Here is a 19,345-nt window from a genome sequence, read left to right as displayed (position 1 = left end):
TGGAGAGGATACGCGCCAAAACCGTTCAGGGTTTCATTCCGAGCGCGGAAACGCACTCCGCCAGCAGCTCGTCGAGCGGTCGCGTGCCCGACAGCTCCAGCACCGGCTCGGCCCGGCCCGCCAGCCATTCGTGATGGCGGCTGAGCGAGCGCCCCGAGAAATAGGGATCGTCATAGCCCGCAGCCCAGGTCAGGAAGGAGCCGTGATTGGTCTCCATATCGCCGCCCTTGCGGATGCGCGTGCCGAAGCGCGCCGCTTCGCGCTTGCGCAGGCGCGCAAGGCGGATCGGTGTCGGAGCGGTGAGAAAGACGATCAGGTCGGCACCTGCGATTGCGGGCTCCCCCCAGCCGTCGAGCGAGCCGGAGATTACCCAGCCCTCGGGCTCCTTCGCCGCCTCCATCAGCGCCAGTCGTTCAGCGGGGCGGCGTTTGACGGTGTAGGGCGGGTCGCTCTCGGCCCAGTAGAACTGATCGGTGTCGAGATGGGTGACGCCTAGCCGGTCGGCCAGACGTTCGCCCAAAGAAGATGTGCCCGAACCCGCGGCGCCGGTGATATGAACCCGCGCCGCCATTCGCGATCAGTTCTCCGCTTGCGCGTCGGCGCGGGATTTGCCTTCGAGGCCAAGCGCCAGCGTCGCCGCCATGAACCCGTCGAGATCGCCGTCGAGCACGCCCTGCGTGTCCGAGGTCTCGTACTGCGTGCGCAGGTCCTTCACCATCTGGTAGGGCTGCAGCACGTAAGAGCGGATCTGGTTGCCCCAGCCGGCCGAGCCCTTGTTCTCGTGGGCTTCGTTGATCGCCGCGGTGCGCTTTTCCAGCTCCATCTGATAGAGGCGCGATTTCAGCGCCTTCATCGCGATGTCGCGGTTCTGGTGCTGCGACTTCTCGGAGCTGGTGACCACGATCCCGGTCGGGTGGTGGGTGATCCGCACCGCCGAGTCGGTCGTGTTGACGTGCTGACCGCCCGCGCCCGAGGAGCGGAACGTGTCGATGCGGATATCGGCGGGGTTCACCTCGATCTCGATATTGTCGTCGACCACCGGATAGACCCAGACCGACGCAAACGAGGTTTCGCGCGTGCCCTTGCCGAAGGGCGATATCCGCACGAGGCGATGCACGCCCGATTCCGATTTCAGCCAGCCATAAGCGTTGGGGCCGGAAATCTTGTAGGCGCAGGATTTGATCCCGGCCTCTGCACCCGGTTCTTCGGATTGCAACTCGACCTCGTAGCCGCGTTTCTCGGCCCAGCGGACATACATCCGCTGCAGCATCGAGGCCCAGTCGCACGCCTCCGTGCCACCCGCGCCCGCGTTGATCTCGAGGAACGTGTCATTCGCATCCGCCTCACCGTCGAGCAGCGCTTCGAGCTCTTTCGACGCGGCGGTTTCTTTCAGCGCGGCCAGCGAGGCCTCGGCCTCGGAGACGACTTCCTCGTCGTCTTCCATCTCGCCCATCTCGATCAGTTCGACATTGTCCTCCAGATCCTGCTTGATCCGGTTATAGGTTTCGAACTTGTCCATCAGTTGCTGCCGGTCGCGCATCAGTTTCTGCGCGCGCGCCTGATCGTCCCACAGGGTGGGGTCTTCGATCATCGCGTTGAATTCCTCGATCCGGTGCGGCGCGGTCTCGAGGTCCATCCGCTGGCCCAGCAAGGTCAGGGACTTGCGGATCTGTTCGACGGTGTTCTGCGTCTCGGCGCGCATCTGTCATCCTCTTGAAAGCTTGGCCCGCGTGATACGAGATCGGGGCGGCACCCGCAAGGCGGCGCGGGGGAAATTGCGTGGGCCGCGCGGCGTTGAAAAGCCGCGCGGCCCTTGTGTCTGTGGCCTCCGTGGGCCGGAGCGGGACTTGGCTCAGCTCGCGTCCAGTGCCGCGATGATCGCGCCGAAATCGCTGGCCTTGAGCGAGGCCCCGCCCACCAGCGCGCCATCGACGTTGGAGGTCGCGAAAATCTCTTCGGCATTGGAGGGCTTGACCGACCCGCCATAGAGCAGGCGCATCCCGTTGCCATCATCGGCGAAGCGCGCGACCAGCGTGTTGCGCATGAAGTCATGCACCTCGGCGATCTGCTCCAGCGTCGGCGTGCGGCCCGTGCCGATCGCCCAGACGGGTTCATAGGCAATCACGCAATTGGCGGCTGTCGCCCCATCGGGCACCGAGCCCGCAAGCTGTTCGCCGACCACGTCGAGCGTCTGTTCGCCGTCGCGCTGCGCTTCCGTTTCGCCCACGCAGATCACCGCGATCAGGTCTGCACCAATCGCCGCCTCGGCCTTGGCGCGCACGATCAGATCGCTTTCGTGGTGGTCCGCGCGACGCTCGGAATGACCGACGATGACGTAAGAACCACCCGCATCCGCGATCATCCGCGCCGAGATGTCGCCCGTATGCGCGCCGCTCTCGTTCATGTGGCAATCCTGCCCGCCGACCGCGAGCTTGCCGCCAGCCGCCTCGGCCATCGCGCCGATTAGCGTCGCGGGCGGGCATAGGAGCACGTCACAGGCGGGGGACGGGTGCGCTTCGGTCAGCGCCGTGACCTCGCCCAGATTGCTCTTGAGCCCGTTCATCTTCCAATTGCCGGCGGCCAGTTTCTTGCGCATGTGCGATTACTCTCCCTGATGTCGTTGGGCCCGACATTAGGGCAGGGGGCGCAGGCTCGCAAAGGGCAAATTGGCGCGGGGACGCGACTTAGCCGTTGCTTTGGGGGGCTTCCATATCGGCGAACTTGATCGACTCGCCGCAGCCGCATTCGTCGACCACGTTCGGATTGCGGAACTTGAAGCCCGATTCCAGAAGGCCGGTCTCGTAGTCGATCTCGGTGCCCAGCATGAACATCTGCGCCATCGGCGCGATCAGCACACGGGCGGGGCCCTTTTCCACGACGATATCCATCGGCCCGGCCTCGGCCGCGACCTCCATCGTGTATTCCATGCCCGCGCAGCCCCCTTTCTTCACGCCGATGCGGAAGCCAGCCGCGTCCTCGCGCGACATCAGCTTGGCGATCTGCGCGACGGCGGCGTCGGTCAGGGTGACGGGATCTTGTCCGGGGACGTTGAACATGGGGGCTCTCCTTCACCGAGTAATTTAGTCGGGGACGGGCAGGATTCCAAGGGGCGGAAGCTGTCCCAAAAGCGCGAGCGTGGCGTAAGAGGCGGCGAGCGCCCAGCCGAAAGAGGCCAGCGTACCGATGATCACATATTCGGATTTCGGATTCGCTCCGTCCTTGGAGACCGCCTCGAAGCGCAGGATCGACTTCGCCGCGATCAGGAAGCCGATGCCGGAGGGCTGACCGGCGAGTACCAGAAGAAAAATCAGCCCGCGTTCGAGCAGCCCGATCATCCGCCCGCCCTGGGGCAGGCCTTCGGGCGGGGCGTCGTTTTCATATTGCGCCATCAGCAGCCCCACCGCGAAGCCGCCCGCGCGGGTGGTGATCAGAAGCCCCGTCGCGAGCGTCAGGGCGCCGGGGAGCCATGAGAGGTTCGCCCAGAGCGAATTGGCCCAGAACGTCGGGAAGGCGGCGGCGATCAGTGCGGTCGCAGCCAGATGGGCGGCTTGATCGCCGAGGAAGGCGGCGAGGGCCTGTTCACGCGGCGCGAAGCTCTTGGCCACATCGATCACGAGATGGCTGAGCGCGACCAGCACCAGCACCCCGATCAGCACCCAACTCGGCTGCAGCCCCACCAGCAGCGTCAGCCCCGCAAGGATCGCGATATGCGTGGCCAGAGCCGCTCCGTCCCGCCCAGCCTTCTTCGCCGCCATGTCGCTGCTTTGAAACGCGAAATCGGTGAAGGCATGGGCAAAGAGAAGCGCCGCGAAAGTCTCGATCATGGGGTCTCCTCGATCATCGCTAGGGCCTCCACGATGGCCGGGTACGCCGCGCTTGCCAAGGCCTGTGCCAGCGATTGCCGGGTGATCCCGATCTCGGAGGCGGCGGCGGTCTGGGTCGGCGGATCGAGGCGCAACATCGGTGCAATCGCGCGCGCCTGCGCCGGGGTCCAGCCTTCCGAGATGTGATCGCACAGCCGCATCGCCGCGCCAAGTGGTCCGCCCGCCGCATGCGCGATGCGCGGCCCCTCGAGGCTGTCGAGCAGTTGCCCCGAGGCGGTGAAGACCGGCCCCGACGCTCCGTTCAGGTCGCCATCCGCAGGCAGCGTGCCATCGCCCTCCGCAATCGCGATCCGGGTCGAGAACGCCTCGCCCAGAGCGCGCAATTCGGCCCGGATCAGCACGGCCAGCCTTGCCTGATAGCGCGGCTCGGTGATCGCGATCTGCCAGCCATCGCCGCGATTGCGGGCGAAGCTCATCGTGCCGAGGGAAGGCCGCAGCGCTGCCGCCGCCCCCTCGATCGCATCGAGCGCCGCGCTCAGTTCCGACGCGGAGAGCCGGGTCGAGGCGACGATATCGCCGGTGAGAACGCAAAAATAAACCATGCGCAGGTTATAAGGCCTGCGCATGGCGATATGCAAGCAAAAATACCTGCATTAACTATTTAGCAGGCGAAATAGCCTGCGTCATTCGTCGAGGAACGGATAATCCGTGTAGCCCTCAGCACCGCCGCCGTAGAACGTCTCCGGGTTCGGTTCGTTGAGCGGCGCGCCCTTCTCGAAGCGCGTCGGCAGGTCCGGGTTCGCGATGAACAGTTTGCCGAAAGCCACCGCCGCCGCGCCCTCTTTCAGCGCCGCTTCGGCCATCGCCTTGTCGTAACCATTATTCGCGATATAGGGCGCCTTCGACTTCGCACGCAGCGTCTCGATCCCGTCCTCGGGCCATTCGCGCGGACCGCCGGTCTGACCTTCCACGAAATGAACATAGGCCATCGGCTTGGTGTTGAGGAAATCGACCACCGCGCCGAACAGCTCGGCCGTGTTGCTGTCGATGCCGACGTTATTCGCGTTCGACCAGGGCGAGAGGCGGATGCCCACGCGCTCGGCGCCGAGGATTTCGGTCACCGCGTCCACCACTTCGCGCAGGAAGCGGGTGCGGTTCTCGATCGAGCCGCCATATGCGTCCTCGCGTTTGTTCGAAGTGTCGCGCAGGAACTGGTCGATCAGGTAGCCATTCGCGGCGTGAATCTCGACGCCATCGAAGCCCGCGGCTTTCGCGTTGCGCGCCGCGTTGCGGTAATCCTCGACCGTGGCGGCGATCTCTTCGACCGTCAGCGCATGTGGTGTGGTGGTCGCGACGAAGCCTTCACCGTCGAAGGTTTTCGCCTCGGCCGAGATCGCCGAGGGACCGACCGGATCGCGCCCATCCAGAAGCTGCGGCACCGAAATCCTGCCGACATGCCAGATCTGTGCGACGATCTTGCCGCCCGCGCCATGCACGGCCTCGGTGACCTTCTTCCAGCCAGCGACCTGCGCGTCGTTATAGATACCAGGCGTCCAGGCATAGCCCTGACCCATCGGCGAGATCTGCGTACCTTCGGTGATGATCAGCCCCGCGCCTGCGCGCTGGCGGTAGTATTCCACCGTCATGTCGGTCGGATGCAGGTCGGGGGCACGGTTGCGGGTCAGCGGCGCCATAACGAAACGGTTCGCGATCTCGATCGCGCCGAGCTTCGTGGGGGAGAAAAGCGTATCAGCCATGTCGGTCATCTAGTCGGGCCTCTCATCGGGTTTGACGTTCGGCGACATGAGATGGGTCGCGCGGCGCTATGGGCAAGGTGAGCTACGCGCAACGCCCCTGTGCGCAAATGCGAGGAAGCAAAAAGGGAGCCGCGTGGCTCCCTTCCTCTTGGTCCGAAATATCCCGGGGGGCACCCGCAGGGTGCGGGGGCAGAGCCCTCTCCGAGCCTCACATGAAGCCCAGTTCCAGCCGCGCCTCGTCCGACATCATGTCCATGCCCCATTGCGGATCGAAGGTCATCTCGACATCGACATCGCGCAGACCGCCGACGCAGGCCACGGCATCGTGAACCCAGCCCGGCATCTCGCCCGCGACGGGGCAGCCCGGCGCGGTGAGCGTCATGATCACCTTCGCGTCATTCTCGGGGCTGATCTCGATCGTGTAGACGAGGCCGAGATCATAGATGTTCACCGGAATTTCCGGGTCATAGACGGTGCGGCACGCTTCCACGACATTTTCGTAGAGCGGGTGATCGGTCGTCGAGGGCTTGATCAGCGGCGTGCCTTCAAGCGGCTCTTCGGGCGTGGCGGTCATGGAAGCCTCTTTCATCGGCGGGGGCGCGCGCGGGCGCCTATCGAATTACTCGACTGTTTATCTAGGTGATAGGACCCGAGCCGTAAAGGGAGGCGTGGGCCACCGGCTGATATGTGATGACGTGGAGGCGCATCCGATGCGGAGCGTGGAAACGTAGGCCTTGGCGCGGGGCGACCAGCCCCGGGCCGCGCCCGACCCTCCCCTCGGGAGGGCGCATTGGCGACGTCATCGCGGGCACGACCTCCTTGCGGGCTTTCGCGATTAAGGGCCCAGCCATCGAGGATGCAAAGCGCCCACCCAAGGGTCGGCCGCGGCCCTCCGTCTTATGAACACACTCCACCCCCAACGCTCCTGCCTTGACGCCCCTCCCGCTTCACGCCAAACCGATCCCATGTTGCCCGAAGAGAAACTCGACCAGATCCTCGCGCGCTTCGAGTACCTCGAGGCGCTGCTCAACGCTGGCGCGGAACCCGCCAAGATCGCCGAGATCAGCCGTGAGTATTCCGAACTCAAACCGGTCGTGACCCAGATCGAAGCGTGGCGTCAGGCGCGCGCCGATCTGGAAGAGGCGGAGGGGTGGATGACCGACCCGGAAATGCGCGATCTGGCCGAAGAGGAGCTGCCGCGCCTCAAATCCCGTATCCCCGAGATGGAGCAGGCTTTGCGCGTGGCGCTTTTGCCCAAGGATGCCGCCGACGCGCGCCCCGCGATCTTGGAAATCCGCCCCGGTACGGGCGGCGAGGAGGCGGCGCTTTTCGCGGGCAACCTGCTGCGGATGTATCAGAAATACGCCGAGAAACACGGCTGGCGGTTCGAGATGATGGAGCTGACCGAGACCGAGCTGGGCGGCGTCAAGGAAGCCGTCGCCCGGATCGAAGGCGAGGGCGTCTTCGCGCGGCTGAAATACGAATCCGGCGTCCACCGCGTGCAGCGCGTGCCGGAAACCGAGGCCGGCGGGCGCATCCACACCTCCGCCGCGACCGTGGCCGTTCTGCCCGAGGTCGAGGCGGTCGATATCGACATTCCCGCCAGCGACATCCGCATCGACACGATGCGGGCCTCCGGGGCGGGCGGCCAGCACGTCAACACCACGGACTCGGCGGTGCGCATCACCCATATCCCGACCGGGATCGTCGTGACCTCGTCGGAGAAATCCCAGCATCAGAACCGCGCCAATGCGATGGCGGTGCTGCGCGCGCGGCTGTTCGAGGCCGAGCGCGACAGGGCGGCCTCCAAGCGCGCCGAGACGCGGAAGTCTCAAGTGGGCTCCGGCGACCGCTCGGAGCGCATCCGCACCTATAATTTCCCGCAAGGGCGGCTGACCGATCACCGCATCAATCTTACCCTCTATTCCCTTGATAAGGTTATGGAAGGCGAGATCGACGAGGTGGTCGACGCGCTGATTGCCGACGATCAGGCGGCGAAACTGGCGGAGATGGAGGTGTGAGGGCGCAGGATGCGTTGGTCGCCGCGACGCGGCGTCTGCGCGAGGCCGGGATCGAGGGCGCGCAGACCGACGCGCGCAGGCTTTTGGCCCATGCGCTGCAGATCGCGCCCGACCGACTGACGCTGGCGCTGCAAGACCCGCTGCCAGAGGACGCAGCCGCCCGGTTCGAGGTGGCGCTGACTGCCCGCGAGGCGCGCCAGCCCGTCGCCCAGATCACCGGCAAGCGCCTCTTCTGGGGCCACGAATTCCGCATCACCCGCGACACGCTCGACCCGCGCCCGGAGACGGAACTGCTGGTCGAGGTGGCGCTGGAGCGGCCCTTCGTCCACGCGCTCGACCTTGGCACGGGCACAGGTTGCATCCTGATCTCGCTGCTGAAATCCATGCCCTTCGCGGCGGGAACGGGGACCGATCTGTCGGACGCCGCGTTGGAAGTCGCGAAATCCAATGCCGAGGCGCTCGGTGTGGCCAAGCGCGCCAAGTTCCTGATTTCAGACTGGTTTGCCAATGTGCCGGGGCGCTACGACCTCATCGTCTCGAACCCGCCCTATATCGCCCAAGACGAAATGGCGGGGCTCTCGCAGGATGTGCGCGACTGGGAGCCGCTCTCGGCGCTGACCCCCGGCGGCGATGGGCTCGACGCCTATCGTGCGATTGCACGCGGGGCAGGGGCGCGGTTGCTCGCAGGCGGTCGTCTCGCGGTCGAGATCGGCCCGACACAGGCGCAGGCGGTCAGTGACCTCTTCGCGGCCCAAGGTTTCGAGCGGATCGAGACGCGCCAGGATCTCGATGGGCGCGACCGCGTCGTTTTGGCGCATAAATCCGGGGATACGGCGGATTGCGGCGCTTCCTGAGCGCGAAATCGCGCAAAAACTTGGGGAAAACCTCGCGAATCGGCGGAAATCGCGGATTTGACCGATTTTCTGACTTGAAAGGTGGCCCCCCGCATGTTTAGTCAAGCCTGTGCAGGGCGGATATTGATCCACCGCACGGCTCAGCTTCACAGCGCGGGTGTTAGGAACGAAACCGGGCAAGTATGCCCAGCGTGACAGTTCAGCCCGCAGGCCACGCATTAGCGGCCATTTCCGAAAAGCCCGTGACAACGGGCCAAGAAAACGAAAGCCATGAGATCTTCGAAATCCCGTTCGCGCAATAAGTCGAACCGTCAACGGTCGATGGGCAATATCGTTAACCGCGTCTTCGACAGCTCCGGCCCCGAAGGCAAGGTGCGCGGTACGCCGCAGCAGATCATCGACAAATATCTTCAGCTTGCGCGCGATGCGCAGCTCGGCAACGATCGCGTGGCCGAACAGAACTTCCTGCAGCACGCAGAGCATTACACGCGAATGCTGGGCGAGGCGCAGAAAGAACAGGCCCGCGAGCAAGAGGCCCGCAACCAGCAGCGCCAGCAGAACAACCAGAACAATGGCAACCAGAACAATGGTGGCCAGAATAACGGTGGTCAGAACCAAGGCGGCCAGAACAACGGTGGCAACGGTCAGAATAATGGCCAGAACCACGCTCAGCAGGACGACGGCCAGAACGAGGCCCAGTCGAAGGGTGAAGCTCAGGACAACAATACGTCCGAGCGTCGCGAAGAGCGCAGCGAGGCGAAATCCTCCGGTCGCAACAAGCGCGCCGAAAGCCCCGAGATGATGCCGCCGATGCCGCAGCTGGAGCTTGAAGAGGATTCCACCCTCGTCGAGACGCCGGAAAGCCGCAGCAGTGAAGAGGCGCCGAAAGCCGCGGAACAGCCTGAGAAGGCTGAGAAAGCGGAAAAGGCCGAAAAGCCCAAGCGTCCGCGCGCCCCGCGCAAGCCGCGTGCCCCGAAAGCCGACAAGGCTGAAAAGGCAGAGGCGAGCGCCGAGATGCCCAAAGCCTCGGGCGAGTAAAGCCTCGGACAAGAGATAGCAAAAGGCCCGCCGGATCGGCGGGCCTTTTTGCATGATGGGGCAGGGGCGGCGCTCAGGCGGTCAGGTCTTTGTCCAGAAACACCCGGTCATAGCCGCCATCCATCCGGCGGTCGCGCTCGACAAAACCGAGCCGCGCATAGACTGCGCGGCTCTCCTCCATTGCGGCATTGGCGAAAAGCCACAGCTTTTCCGCGCCGATCTCGCGGGCGCGCGCCTCGGCGAACGCCATCAACTGCCGCCCGATCCCCTGGCCCTGCGCGGCCGGGTCGACGGCGACGGGCTCGATCTGCAACCGGGGCGGCGTCCCGTCATCCGCAAAGAGCCCGATATAGCCCGCGACTCCGTTCTCTCCCTCGCAGACCCAGAGATGCGGCAGCTCGGCGGCATGATCGGCGAGCATTGGCGCGGGTGGGCGTCCGATCCGGGGAATGTAGCGGGAGAAGGCCGCCTCGGCGATCTCGGCAATGCGCGGCAGGTCGTCCTCGCGCGCCGGACGGATCATTCCTGACCCGCGACGATGCGTGCAAGGCGGCAGAACTGCTCCAGCGTCACGCGTTCGGCGCGCTCGGTCGGCGCGATCCCGGCCTGCTCCAGTTTCGCCTCGATATCGGGGGCCACGCCTTTCAGCGAGGCGCGCAGCATCTTGCGGCGCTGGTTGAAGCCGGCAGCGACGACCCGGCTGAGCGTCGCCGCATCGGCGGGATAGCGTGGCTCGGGCAGGGCGCGCAGATGCACCACCGCGGAATGGACCTTCGGGGCGGGCGTGAAGGCTTCGGGCGGCAGGCTCATCACGATCTTCGCCTCGGCACGCCATTGGGCGAGGATCGCGAGCCGCCCGTAATGCTTGCTGCCCGGTTTGGCCACGATCCGCTCGGCCACCTCGCGCTGGAACATCAGCGTCAGGCTTTCCCAGAAGGGCGGCCAGTCTTTCGGCGTCAGCCAGCGCACCAGCAATTCGGTGCCCACGTTATAGGGCAGGTTCGCGGCGATCTTGATCGGCGGTGTCAGATGCGCGAGCGGGTCGATCTGCAGCGCGTCGCCATTGATGACTTCGAGCCGTCCCGGATAGGCCTCGGCAATCTCGGCCAAAGCGGGAAGGCAGCGCGTGTCCTTCTCGATCGCGAGCACCTTGCGCGCCCCTTCGGCCAGAAGCCCGCGCGTGAGGCCACCGGGGCCGGGGCCGACCTCCAGCACATCCGCGCCCGTCAGATCGCCCGCAGAGCGTGCGATCTTCGCGGTCAGGTTCAGATCCAGCAGGAAGTTCTGCCCAAGGCTCTTCTTTGCGACGAGGTCATGCGTCTGCAGAACCTCGCGCAGCGGCGGCAGCCCGTCGATTGTCGCCATCACGCAGCCTCAGTCATGACGCGCGGCTCCCATCCGGGCCGCCATCTCCAGCGCCGCAATCAGCGAGGCGGGGTTGGCGCGGCCCTGGCCCACGATGTCATAGGCGGTGCCGTGATCGGGCGAGGTCCGCACGAAGGGCAGGCCGAGCGTGATATTCACCCCGCCGTCGAAATCGAGCGTCTTTATCGGGATCAGCGCCTGATCGTGATAGGCGCAGATCGCGGCGTCGTAGGTCTGACGGGCGCGGGCGTGGAACATCGTATCGGCGGGCATCGGGCCCGCGACGGCGTAGCCCTCTTCGCGCAGACCGTCGAGCGTGTCGGCGATCCAGTCGCCTTCCTCGGAGCCCATCGCACCGCCTTCGCCTGCATGCGGGTTCAGCCCCGCCACCGCGATCCGTGGGGCAGAGAAGCCGAAATCGCGCCGCAGCCCTTCATAGGTGATCCGCACCGTCTCGCGCAGAAGCTGCGGGGTCAGGAGTTTCGGCACTTCGGAGAGCGCGACATGGATCGTGGCGGGCACCACGCGCAGCGGCGGGTCGACACGCGACGAAGCCAGCATCATCACCACCCGCTCGACGCCCGCGAGATGGGCGAGATATTCGGTATGGCCGGGAAAGGTGAACTTTGCCCCGTCCTTCAGCGCCTTCTTGTTGATCGGCGCGGTGGTAAGCCCGGTGCCTTCGCCGCGCATCACCAGATCGACGCCGCGCGCGATCACGTCGATGACGGCTTTCGCATTGGCCGGATCGGGCTCGCCCGGCAGGGCGGCGGCGGGGAATTGATGGGGCAGCACCGGCAGCCCGGCGCTGGCATTGCGCAGCGCATCGGAAGGCCGGTCGATCTCGCGGATCTTCGTGCCGCGCGGCAGATGCGCGGGATCGCCGATCCAGACGAAGGGCAGCTTCGCGCCGCAATGCTCCCAGGCGCGGGCGGCGATCTCGGGGCCAACCCCCGAGGGATCGCCGCAGCTGAGGATCACGGGGCGGTCGGGCGCACGGGCCGCGGTGCGATCGGTCGGCTGGGCGCTCATTTGCGCACGATCACCGCGTCGGCTTCCAGATCGGCCATGTAGCCGTTGGCATAGGCTTCGAGCGCCTTGCTCTCCAGCGCCGCGCGGACCTGATCGCGGTCGGGGGCCGATTGGTCGCCCTCGGGGGCCACCTTGCGATCGCAGAGCATCACCAGAAGATCGTTTGCGCCCTGCGGGATAACTTCGCTCTCGCCCACGTCGAGATGCGACAGCGCGAGACCGACATTGGTCGGCACCTGCGCCTGCGCCACATCCTCATGCATGGTGAGCGCGCTCGCCGGGAAGCCCTTGCCGATGGTGTAGAGCTGGTTGCATTGGCGCGCCGCGGCCACTTGGCTCTGGATCTTGGCCGATTGCTGCGAGCCGGTCTGGCCGATCGAGAAGGTCATGTAGCTCAGCGTCTGCGGGCCCGACGGCGCGTCGCCGTCACCGATCGCACGCAGCATGAAGACCGCGACCGCGCCCTTGAGCTCGATCGGCTGGGTCGCCGTGCCGGGCTTGAGCTTGAGCACCACGCCGCGCAGTTGCGGCGGCAGCTTGTCGATCGGCATCCAGTCCAGACGCCCGCCGCGATCCCGCGAGGGAGCGGCCGAATATTGACGTGCGAGTGCTGCGAATGCGCCATCGCCCTGCGCGGCCGACAGTTGCCGCGCCTGACCCATCGCCGCGCGCTCGCGGCCCGGCGGGGCGGGCACGATCGCCTCGGAGATCAGCACTTTCACGCCCTTGCCGGTCTGGCTTTCGGGCATCATCGCGCGGTCGATGTCCGCTTTCGTGATGTTCACCTGCGGCCCGAACCGCGCCCGGACCACCTGACGCCAGACGAGGCCGGCCTCGGTGAAGTTGCGGAAGGTGTTCGGATCGACGCCTTCCTTCTGCAGCGCCTGCACGAATTGCTCGCCAGTCATGTTCGCGCGGCCCGCGAATTCGTCCATGCCCTGCTGAATCGCGGCTTCGTCGAGCTTGATGCCGATGCGATTGCCGGCCCAGACGCGCAAGCGATCTTCGATCAGCGCCTTCTCGGCATCCTCACGGGAGTTCGAGCCGGCATTGAGCAGCTGCATGAAGCGCTGGCGCTGGCTGATCTCGTAATCGGTCACGCCCATCCCGTTGACGGTAACGACGGGCGCGAAGCTGCCGCCCGATTGCGCCTGCGCCGTCCCTGCGGCGAAAGGCAGGGCGAGCATCAGCGCCAGAAGGGTGAGCAGTCGGGTCATCATCGTCATGAGCGTGCCTGTCCGTTTCGTCTCGTTCAGTCTTGGCCCTTTGGGCCTCGTTGATCCTCTGGGCCCGCTGGGCCGCATTGCGATCCTCAGCCTCACCCTCCGCAGGTTCGCCGCGCGGGCGCACCGCCACTCGCGCCGAAGCCGACGAGTTGGACGGAAAGGCCGAAATCGGTCTCCGGGGCTACACTAGTGGATGACGTGAAGCGGCGCGAGAGGGAAAGATCAACCGCGATGCATTCGGTCTGGTAGCGCAGGCCGAGCTTGGCGCGCGCGGCGCGCTCGGCGGTGAAATCGTAACGTGTGCTGAGCGTGCCCGACCAGCCGTTGCCCCAACGCCATCCCGTGTCGAGCATCAGTTCCGACATGTTGTCGTCGCGCCCTTCGGCGGGGTTCTTCTCGAGCCAGAGATAGCCTGCCGAGACGTTGAAGTCGTCGCCGGCCCGCGACAGCCGCAACTCGTCGCGCGAAACGGAGAAGTTATCGTCGAACAGCGCGCGGTTCGACAGGGTCAGCCCGTTCGCGGTGGCCAGATGGGTTGCGAGGAGCCAGTCGGATTTCGTCCCCGACAGCCCCGTGCCCTGCGAGAACTGGCTCAGATCGCGCTGGCGGAAGACGCGGCCCGCCGCGACGCCCAGCGACCAGCCGGAGCTGTCATAGCGCGTCCAGCCGAGCCCGACATTGGCGCGCAGCCCCGTCTCGCGCGCATCCTCGCCCGGATAGCGGGTCAGCGAGAACAGGTTGCCGCCGTCGAATTCGGGCAGCTGGCTGTCCTCGTTGGGGGCGTCCGCCAGATGATCGGGCGCCCAGACGATCTGCGCCACTGGCTCGATCACATAGGCGGCGCGGCCGCTCGTCTTCACCCAGGGCCAGCGGATTTCCGCGGCGACGGTGGGTTGGCCGCGCAGGATCGTGTCGCTGAAGGCGGGATCTTGGTTGGTCTCGATGATGTCGCCCGCGAATTGCGCCTCGAGCGAGCCCAGCATACCCGGCCCGAACAGCCAGTTGCGCCGCCAGTCGGCGGTGAGCGAGCCACGCACCATGTCGCGCCCGTCGGGGCGTCCGTCGCCATTGAGATCGAGCGTCGAACTCGAAGCGCGCCGCGTCGCCAAGGTGGAGAATCTCAGGCTGCCCTGTCCGCCGATCCCAGCGGGGCGGAAGGTGCGGATCCATTCGCCGGTGCCGCTCAGCATCGGCTCGGTGGAGTTGTTCTCATCCGCGCGCAGCGAGTGAATATTGCCGACGCGGGTCCAGATCATCTCGTCGCGGCGCACCCGTTCGAGCTCGACACCCGACCACAGCCGGTCGTCGTCGCCGAGCCCGTAATTGAGCAGGTAGCTGTCGTCGCTGACCAGCCGAAGCTGTGCGGTCAGGCGGAATTCGCGGGGCAGCTGCGCCTCGAGATCGCCGAAGAGATAGCCGCGCGTGCCGCTGCGAATGTCGTCATTGCTCAGCGCGCCCGACCATTCCATCTTGCCCCAGTTGAAGGCCTGCCGGTAGCGCAGGTTCAGCGTCTCGGTGCGCGAGGTCGCGAAATAGGGCGTCACCGTCAGGTCGCGGCTGGGCCCGAGCGCGATGAAATAGGGCACCAGAAGCCCCGGTCCGAGACCGCTCGTGGTGCGGAATTGCGGGGCGAGGAAGCCCGTCATCCGTCGTACGCCCGGCGCAGGCAGGCGCAGCCGCGGCAGATAGGCGATCGGCACGCCCGCCGCGCGGAACTGGGCATCCTCGAAGACGATCTGCCGCGTGGTCGCGTTATGCACGACGCGGCTCGCGCGGATTTCCCAAAGCGGCGTCGGATTGGTCCGGCAGACCTCGCAGGACGAGGCCACGACCTTGTTCATGATCGTGATCGCGCCGTCGCGCCGCTCGATCCGGGCGGCGGCGAGCTGCAATTCGCGCGCCATCACCATGCGGGCGCTGAGCAGGATGCCGTTTTGCAGATCCGAGGACAGCTCCGCCTGCGAGGCGAGGATCACCGCCTGCGACTGGCCGGGCTGCACCAGCCGGATCGGACCTTCAAGGTAGAGCTTGTCCGCCTTCTGGTCATAGATCACGCGCTTGGCGGAAAGCCGGTTCGACTTGTAGAAGACCTCGACATTGCCCTCGGCGACCAGCTCGTTCTGATTGCGGATCGAGACCCGGTCGGCCAGCAGCGTCGCCAGTTCGTCCGAAGAGGGGATCGCCGCGTCCTGTGTCGTGGTGGAGGCTGTCGCGGTGGCGTCTTGTGCGCGCACCGTCTGCGGTCCCGCCACGCCAAGCGCGACGATCAGCGCCAAGGCGCTCGCCCGTCCTGCCAAGGCGCCGAATTGCCGCCGCATCACCCATCCTCCCGGTGCAGTAGCCGCGCCAGCGGCAGCATCAACCCGATCACCGGCGGCGCCCAGGCCGCGAGCAGAACGGGAATCTGTCCGTTATCGCCCAGAACTTGCGCGATATTGCGCAGGAAGAACAAGCCCAGACCCGCCGCCAAGGCCAAAAGAACCTTCGCGCCGATGCCCCCAAAGCGCACATGATCCATCGTGAAGCTGGCAGCGATCAGCACCATCGCGGCCAGCAGCACCGGCAGCGCCAGCTCCATCTGGAACCACACGATATGGCGCCGCGCCGAGAAGCCCGCATCCTCGAGCGACGCGATGAAGCTTGGCAATTGCCAGATCGGTACGGCGGAGGGCTTGCCGAAACTGTCGCGGATGCTGGCGACCGTCAGGTCCGAGGGCAGCGAGAGGCTGTCCTGGGTGGTGGCGTCGCGCTCGGGGTTGGTGGATTCGCCCAGCGGCCAGTCCTTCACGTCCTGCAACTGCCATGCGCCCGGCACCAGCGTCGCGGTCTTCGCGTCGATCCGGCGCACCGGGCCGCGATTAGGGTCGAAGATCAGGAAGGTCACGCCATGCAGGGTCGTGGCATCGCCATTGGCGCGTTCGGCATGGATCACCGCCTGCGCCAGCGACTTGCCGTCCGAGGCGAGGCCCGCGCTTTGCCGCATCCACACGCCTTCACGCCCGATCGAGACGGTCGAGCCGCCATCGGATGTGTAGTGATCGACGAGCGTCTCGTAGCGCTTCGAGGTGGCGGAGACGAGCGGGTTGCCGACCAGCAGCGCCAGTAGACCAATCACCAGCGCCGCCGCGATCGGGGCTGCCAGCATCCGCAGCGCGGACCGGCCCGCCGCCCGGATAACCACCAGTTCCGAGCTGCGCGCCAGTGCGACGAACAGCGCCACCGCCGACAGCATCACGATCAATGGCAGGATGGTGTAGATCGTCTCGGGGATGTTGAGCGCAGAGAGCACCGAGAGCTGCAGCAGGCTCAGCCCCTGATCGGAGAAGCGGCGGATTTCCTCGACCACGTCGATCAGGAACAGGATGCCCCAGAAGCTCGCCGCGACGATCAGGAAGCTGCGGAGGAACCGTTTCGCAAGATAGAGCGCAAGCGTCACGCGGCAGCCTCCCGTTTGGGCCGGATACGGCGCGGACGCCCCGACCACCACAGCATGAACAGCACCATCACGATCCCGCCCAGCGTCGGCGCGATCAGGCTCGGCCAGAGCGAGGGGTCGCGCCCGGAACTGGTCTCGGCAGCGTTTTGCAGCACCTGCACGACGATCAACCCGCCGATGGCGAGCGACATCTGCCGCCACATGCCGAAGCGCGAAAACGTGCCCATCATCAGCGCCGAGAAGCCGATTAGCGCCGCGATCGGGGCCAGAAGGGGCTGGGTGATCCGCCGGGCAAGCTCCAGCCGCAGCGCGTCGCGGGCGGCCTTGGCGCTCTCCGCACCCGGTGTCGCATCCAGACCGGTCCCGGCCATCATCGCAGCGAGGCGCGGCGTCGTCATCTCGTCGATCTTCGGCGCCCGCGCTTTCCCGGCCTTCAGGAACGAACCGATATCATAGGTGAAATTGCTGAACCGCGTGACCGACAGGCGGTCCGACGGTTTGCGCAGGGTCTGGGCCATGCCCGAAAACATGATCAGTTTCGGCCCCGTCTCGGTCTTCACGATCACGCCCTTGTCGGCGGTATAGATCGTGCTCGTCTGCGCCGAGCGGCTGTCGGAGACGAAGATATCCTGCAACTCCCCCAGATCGGAAATGCGCCGGATATAGATCGAGATGCCCGGCGCGGGATGCTGGAACGTGCCTTCGGTGAGGAATTTCGCGGTCAGGTTCTGCGCGACCTCCTGCTGACGCTCGGCCAGCCGGGCCTTCGCGGCGGGGACGAGGAAATTCACCAGCAAAGCCATCATCACCGAGGCGATCAGCCCGAAGACCAGCACCGGGCGCGCCAGCCGCCAGTTCGAGGTGCCAGTGGCGCGCATCACCACCAATTCGCTGTCCTGATCGAGCCGGTTGAACGCGTAGATCGTGGCGGCGAAGGCGGCGACCGGCAGCACGATGCGGATGACGTAAGGCAAGGTCAGCGCGGTGAATTCCAGCACCACCGTTGCGGTCTGGCCATCCGAAATCAGGCTGTCGAACATGATCACAGCCCGGTTGACCCAATAGACGGAGACCAGCACGAGCGCGAAAAACCCGAACAGCGCCATCAATTTGGACAAAACATATCTGTCCAGTTGCGTCACGACCCTCTCAATACCCCCGAATATTTCCCTTTCTCTAGCCTGTCGGGCGAAGTGAGGGAAGGGCACAGCGGGGGTGCTTTTCATTTTCCGGAGGCAGGGCTAGGCTCGCGCGCAATTTGATGCCAATCGCGACCGAGCGCCGCCGACGCGCGCGCCGGTCTCATCTTCGGAGAGCCCCACATGACCCAACCTGTTGCTATCGCCTTCAAGGAAACCGATCCGGAGGGCTTCGCCACCCAAAGCGGGCGGATCGCGCTGATCGTGGGCGGTGACGGCAAGCTGGGTCAGGCCGGGCGCAAGCTGGATCGGGCGATGAAGGGCGCGATCAAGCGCGCGGTGGACTCGGAGGCCTTCGCGGGGCTCGGTGCGGGCGAGGCGATGGAGCTGAGCTGGCCCGCTGCAATCGCCGCCGAAGCGGTGCAGCTGGTGCGGCTCGACCGCAAGGCCAGCGCCGACGAGGCCCGCAAGGCGGGGGCTGCGATCGGCGCGAAACTGGGCGAGGCGGGCGCGCTCGTTGTGGCGCAGAACCATCCGCGCGCCGCCGATCTGTCGCTGGGCCTCGCGCTGCGCGCCTATCGCTTCAACTATCACACCGGTGAGGACAAGAAGGCCTACGGGCCGGTGACGATCATGGTCGACAAGCCCGAAGAGGTCGCCGCCGCCGCCGCCCCGCACGCAGCACTGGCCGAGGGCGTGTTCTTCACCCGCGATCTGGTCAACGAGCCCGCCAATATCCTGACCACCGACGATTTCGCCGCCCGCCTCGCCGCGATGCAGGAGCTGGGCCTCGATGTCGAAATCCTCGAAGAAGAGGACATGAAGAAGCTCGGCATGGGTGCGCTTCTGGGCGTCGGCATGGGCTCGGAAATGCCCTCGAAGCTGGTCGTGATGCAGTGGAAGGGCGGCGAAGAAGGCGAGGCGCCCTTCGCGCTCGTCGGCAAAGGCGTCGTCTTCGATGCGGGCGGCATCTCGCTCAAGCCCGGCGCGGGCATGGAAGAGATGACGATGGATATGGGCGGCGCAGGCGTCGTCTCGGGCGTGATGCGCACGCTGGCGCTGCGCAAGGCCAAGGCGAATGTGGTGGGCCTCGTGGGCCTCGTCGAGAACATGCCCGACGGGCGCGCGCAACGCCCCGGCGATATCGTGACCTCGATGAAGGGCGACACGATCGAAGTCATCAACACCGATGCGGAGGGCCGCCTCGTTCTGGCCGATGTTCTCTGGTACGCGCAGGACCGGTTCCAGCCCAAGGCGATGGTCAACCTCGCAACGCTGACCGGGGCCGTGATCGTCGCCCTCGGCCACGAGAACGCAGGGCTTTTCGCCAACGATGACAAGTTCGTAGCCGACATTCTTAAAGCGGCGAAGACCGAGGGCGAGGGCGCGTGGCACATGCCGCTGCAACCCGCCTATGACAAGGCGCTGAAATCTCGGCTGGCCGATATGCGCAATGTCGGCAACCGTTGGGGCGGCGCGATCACCGCGGCCGCTTTCCTCAAGCGCTTCGTCAAGGACGAGGTGCCGTGGTGCCATATCGACATCGCGGGCGTGGCGCTTCCGCCGGGGGAGACCACGCTGGCGCCGAAAGGCCCGACCGGCTGGGGCGTGCGCATGCTCGACCGTCTGATCCGCGACAAGTTCGAAGCCTGA

Annotated in this window: 19 protein-coding genes; 4 read left to right on the top strand and 15 right to left on the bottom strand. The window is 66.0% G+C overall.

Features of this window, described 5'->3' with window-relative positions:
• Positions 1-25: 25 nt before the first annotated feature.
• From BMI87_RS01235 to BMI87_RS01200, 8 genes are all read right to left on the bottom strand, one after another.
• The gene (locus BMI87_RS01235) at positions 26-571 is read right to left on the bottom strand and encodes an AAA family ATPase (RefSeq protein ID WP_078519351.1); all 546 of its coding nucleotides are present in this window, start codon (positions 569-571) and stop codon (positions 26-28) included.
• Between the two features lie 6 nt (positions 572-577).
• Positions 578-1,702, bottom strand: coding sequence for a peptide chain release factor 2 (prfB, locus tag BMI87_RS01230; protein ID WP_078519350.1), 1,125 nt, complete (start codon positions 1,700-1,702; stop codon positions 578-580).
• Between the two features lie 150 nt (positions 1,703-1,852).
• On the bottom strand, positions 1,853-2,596 hold the full coding sequence (gene tpiA, locus BMI87_RS01225; RefSeq protein ID WP_078519349.1) for a triose-phosphate isomerase: 744 nt from the start codon (positions 2,594-2,596) through the stop codon (positions 1,853-1,855).
• 88 nt (positions 2,597-2,684) lie between these two features.
• Entirely contained in the window at positions 2,685-3,056 is a 372-nt protein-coding gene (locus BMI87_RS01220) for an iron-sulfur cluster assembly accessory protein (protein WP_078519348.1), read from the bottom strand.
• Between the two features lie 24 nt (positions 3,057-3,080).
• On the bottom strand, positions 3,081-3,824 hold the full coding sequence (locus tag BMI87_RS01215; protein ID WP_078519347.1) for a DUF3307 domain-containing protein: 744 nt from the start codon (positions 3,822-3,824) through the stop codon (positions 3,081-3,083).
• Entirely contained in the window at positions 3,821-4,426 is a 606-nt protein-coding gene (locus tag BMI87_RS01210) for a hypothetical protein (protein WP_078519346.1), read from the bottom strand. The genes BMI87_RS01215 and BMI87_RS01210 overlap by 4 nt, the downstream gene beginning before the upstream one ends.
• Before the next feature lie 81 nt (positions 4,427-4,507).
• The gene (locus BMI87_RS01205; protein ID WP_078520000.1) at positions 4,508-5,581 is read right to left on the bottom strand and encodes an alkene reductase; all 1,074 of its coding nucleotides are present in this window, start codon (positions 5,579-5,581) and stop codon (positions 4,508-4,510) included.
• Positions 5,582-5,789: 208 nt separating this feature from the next.
• Positions 5,790-6,155 carry a DUF59 domain-containing protein gene (locus BMI87_RS01200; RefSeq protein WP_078519345.1) on the bottom strand — a complete coding sequence of 122 codons (366 nt, stop codon included), beginning with the start codon at positions 6,153-6,155 and terminating at the stop codon, positions 5,790-5,792.
• 391 nt (positions 6,156-6,546) lie between these two features.
• Here BMI87_RS01200 and prfA point away from each other — a divergent pair, with 391 nt between their 5' ends.
• The 3 genes from prfA to BMI87_RS01185 all read left to right on the top strand — a co-directional run bounded on the left by prfA (position 6,547) and on the right by BMI87_RS01185 (position 9,494).
• Positions 6,547-7,602, top strand: a complete 1,056-nt coding sequence (gene prfA, locus BMI87_RS01195; protein ID WP_078519344.1) for a peptide chain release factor 1 — start codon at positions 6,547-6,549, stop codon at positions 7,600-7,602.
• Complete coding sequence (gene prmC, locus BMI87_RS01190) at positions 7,599-8,456, top strand: peptide chain release factor N(5)-glutamine methyltransferase (protein WP_078519343.1); 858 nt, start codon at positions 7,599-7,601, stop codon at positions 8,454-8,456. Before prfA ends, prmC begins: the two co-directional genes overlap by 4 nt.
• 270 nt (positions 8,457-8,726) lie before the next feature.
• Entirely contained in the window at positions 8,727-9,494 is a 768-nt protein-coding gene (locus BMI87_RS01185; protein ID WP_078519342.1) for a DUF4167 domain-containing protein, read from the top strand.
• A 73-nt stretch (positions 9,495-9,567) separates the two neighbouring features.
• Here the strand turns inward: BMI87_RS01185 and BMI87_RS01180 are convergent, their stop codons facing one another.
• The 7 genes from BMI87_RS01180 to lptF form a co-directional block, all read right to left on the bottom strand.
• Complete coding sequence (locus tag BMI87_RS01180) at positions 9,568-10,017, bottom strand: GNAT family N-acetyltransferase (protein ID WP_078519341.1); 450 nt, start codon at positions 10,015-10,017, stop codon at positions 9,568-9,570.
• Entirely contained in the window at positions 10,014-10,859 is an 846-nt protein-coding gene (gene rsmA, locus BMI87_RS01175; RefSeq protein ID WP_078519340.1) for a 16S rRNA (adenine(1518)-N(6)/adenine(1519)-N(6))-dimethyltransferase RsmA, read from the bottom strand. The genes BMI87_RS01180 and rsmA overlap by 4 nt, the downstream gene beginning before the upstream one ends.
• 9 nt (positions 10,860-10,868) lie before the next feature.
• Positions 10,869-11,891: a 4-hydroxythreonine-4-phosphate dehydrogenase PdxA gene (gene pdxA, locus BMI87_RS01170; RefSeq protein WP_078519339.1), complete on the bottom strand. Its 1,023-nt coding sequence runs from the start codon at positions 11,889-11,891 to the stop codon at positions 10,869-10,871.
• Positions 11,888-13,117 carry a peptidylprolyl isomerase gene (locus tag BMI87_RS01165; protein WP_168175135.1) on the bottom strand — a complete coding sequence of 410 codons (1,230 nt, stop codon included), beginning with the start codon at positions 13,115-13,117 and terminating at the stop codon, positions 11,888-11,890. Before BMI87_RS01165 ends, pdxA begins: the two co-directional genes overlap by 4 nt.
• Positions 13,118-13,209: 92 nt before the next feature.
• Positions 13,210-15,435: an LPS-assembly protein LptD gene (locus tag BMI87_RS01160; protein ID WP_078519337.1), complete on the bottom strand. Its 2,226-nt coding sequence runs from the start codon at positions 15,433-15,435 to the stop codon at positions 13,210-13,212.
• Positions 15,435-16,553, bottom strand: a complete 1,119-nt coding sequence (gene lptG, locus BMI87_RS01155; protein ID WP_078519336.1) for an LPS export ABC transporter permease LptG — start codon at positions 16,551-16,553, stop codon at positions 15,435-15,437. The genes BMI87_RS01160 and lptG overlap by 1 nt, the downstream gene beginning before the upstream one ends.
• Positions 16,550-17,695, bottom strand: coding sequence for an LPS export ABC transporter permease LptF (lptF, locus tag BMI87_RS01150; protein ID WP_078519335.1), 1,146 nt, complete (start codon positions 17,693-17,695; stop codon positions 16,550-16,552). Before lptF ends, lptG begins: the two co-directional genes overlap by 4 nt.
• A gap of 180 nt (positions 17,696-17,875) precedes the next feature.
• Between lptF and BMI87_RS01145 the strand changes: the two genes are divergently transcribed.
• On the top strand, positions 17,876-19,345 hold the full coding sequence (locus BMI87_RS01145) for a leucyl aminopeptidase (protein WP_078519334.1): 1,470 nt from the start codon (positions 17,876-17,878) through the stop codon (positions 19,343-19,345).

This window comes from Thioclava sp. F28-4, assembly GCF_002020045.1.
Lineage (GTDB): Bacteria > Pseudomonadota > Alphaproteobacteria > Rhodobacterales > Rhodobacteraceae > Thioclava > Thioclava sediminum.
Note: the sequence above shows the minus strand (reverse complement) of the source record. Positions and strands in the feature narration are given on the sequence as shown.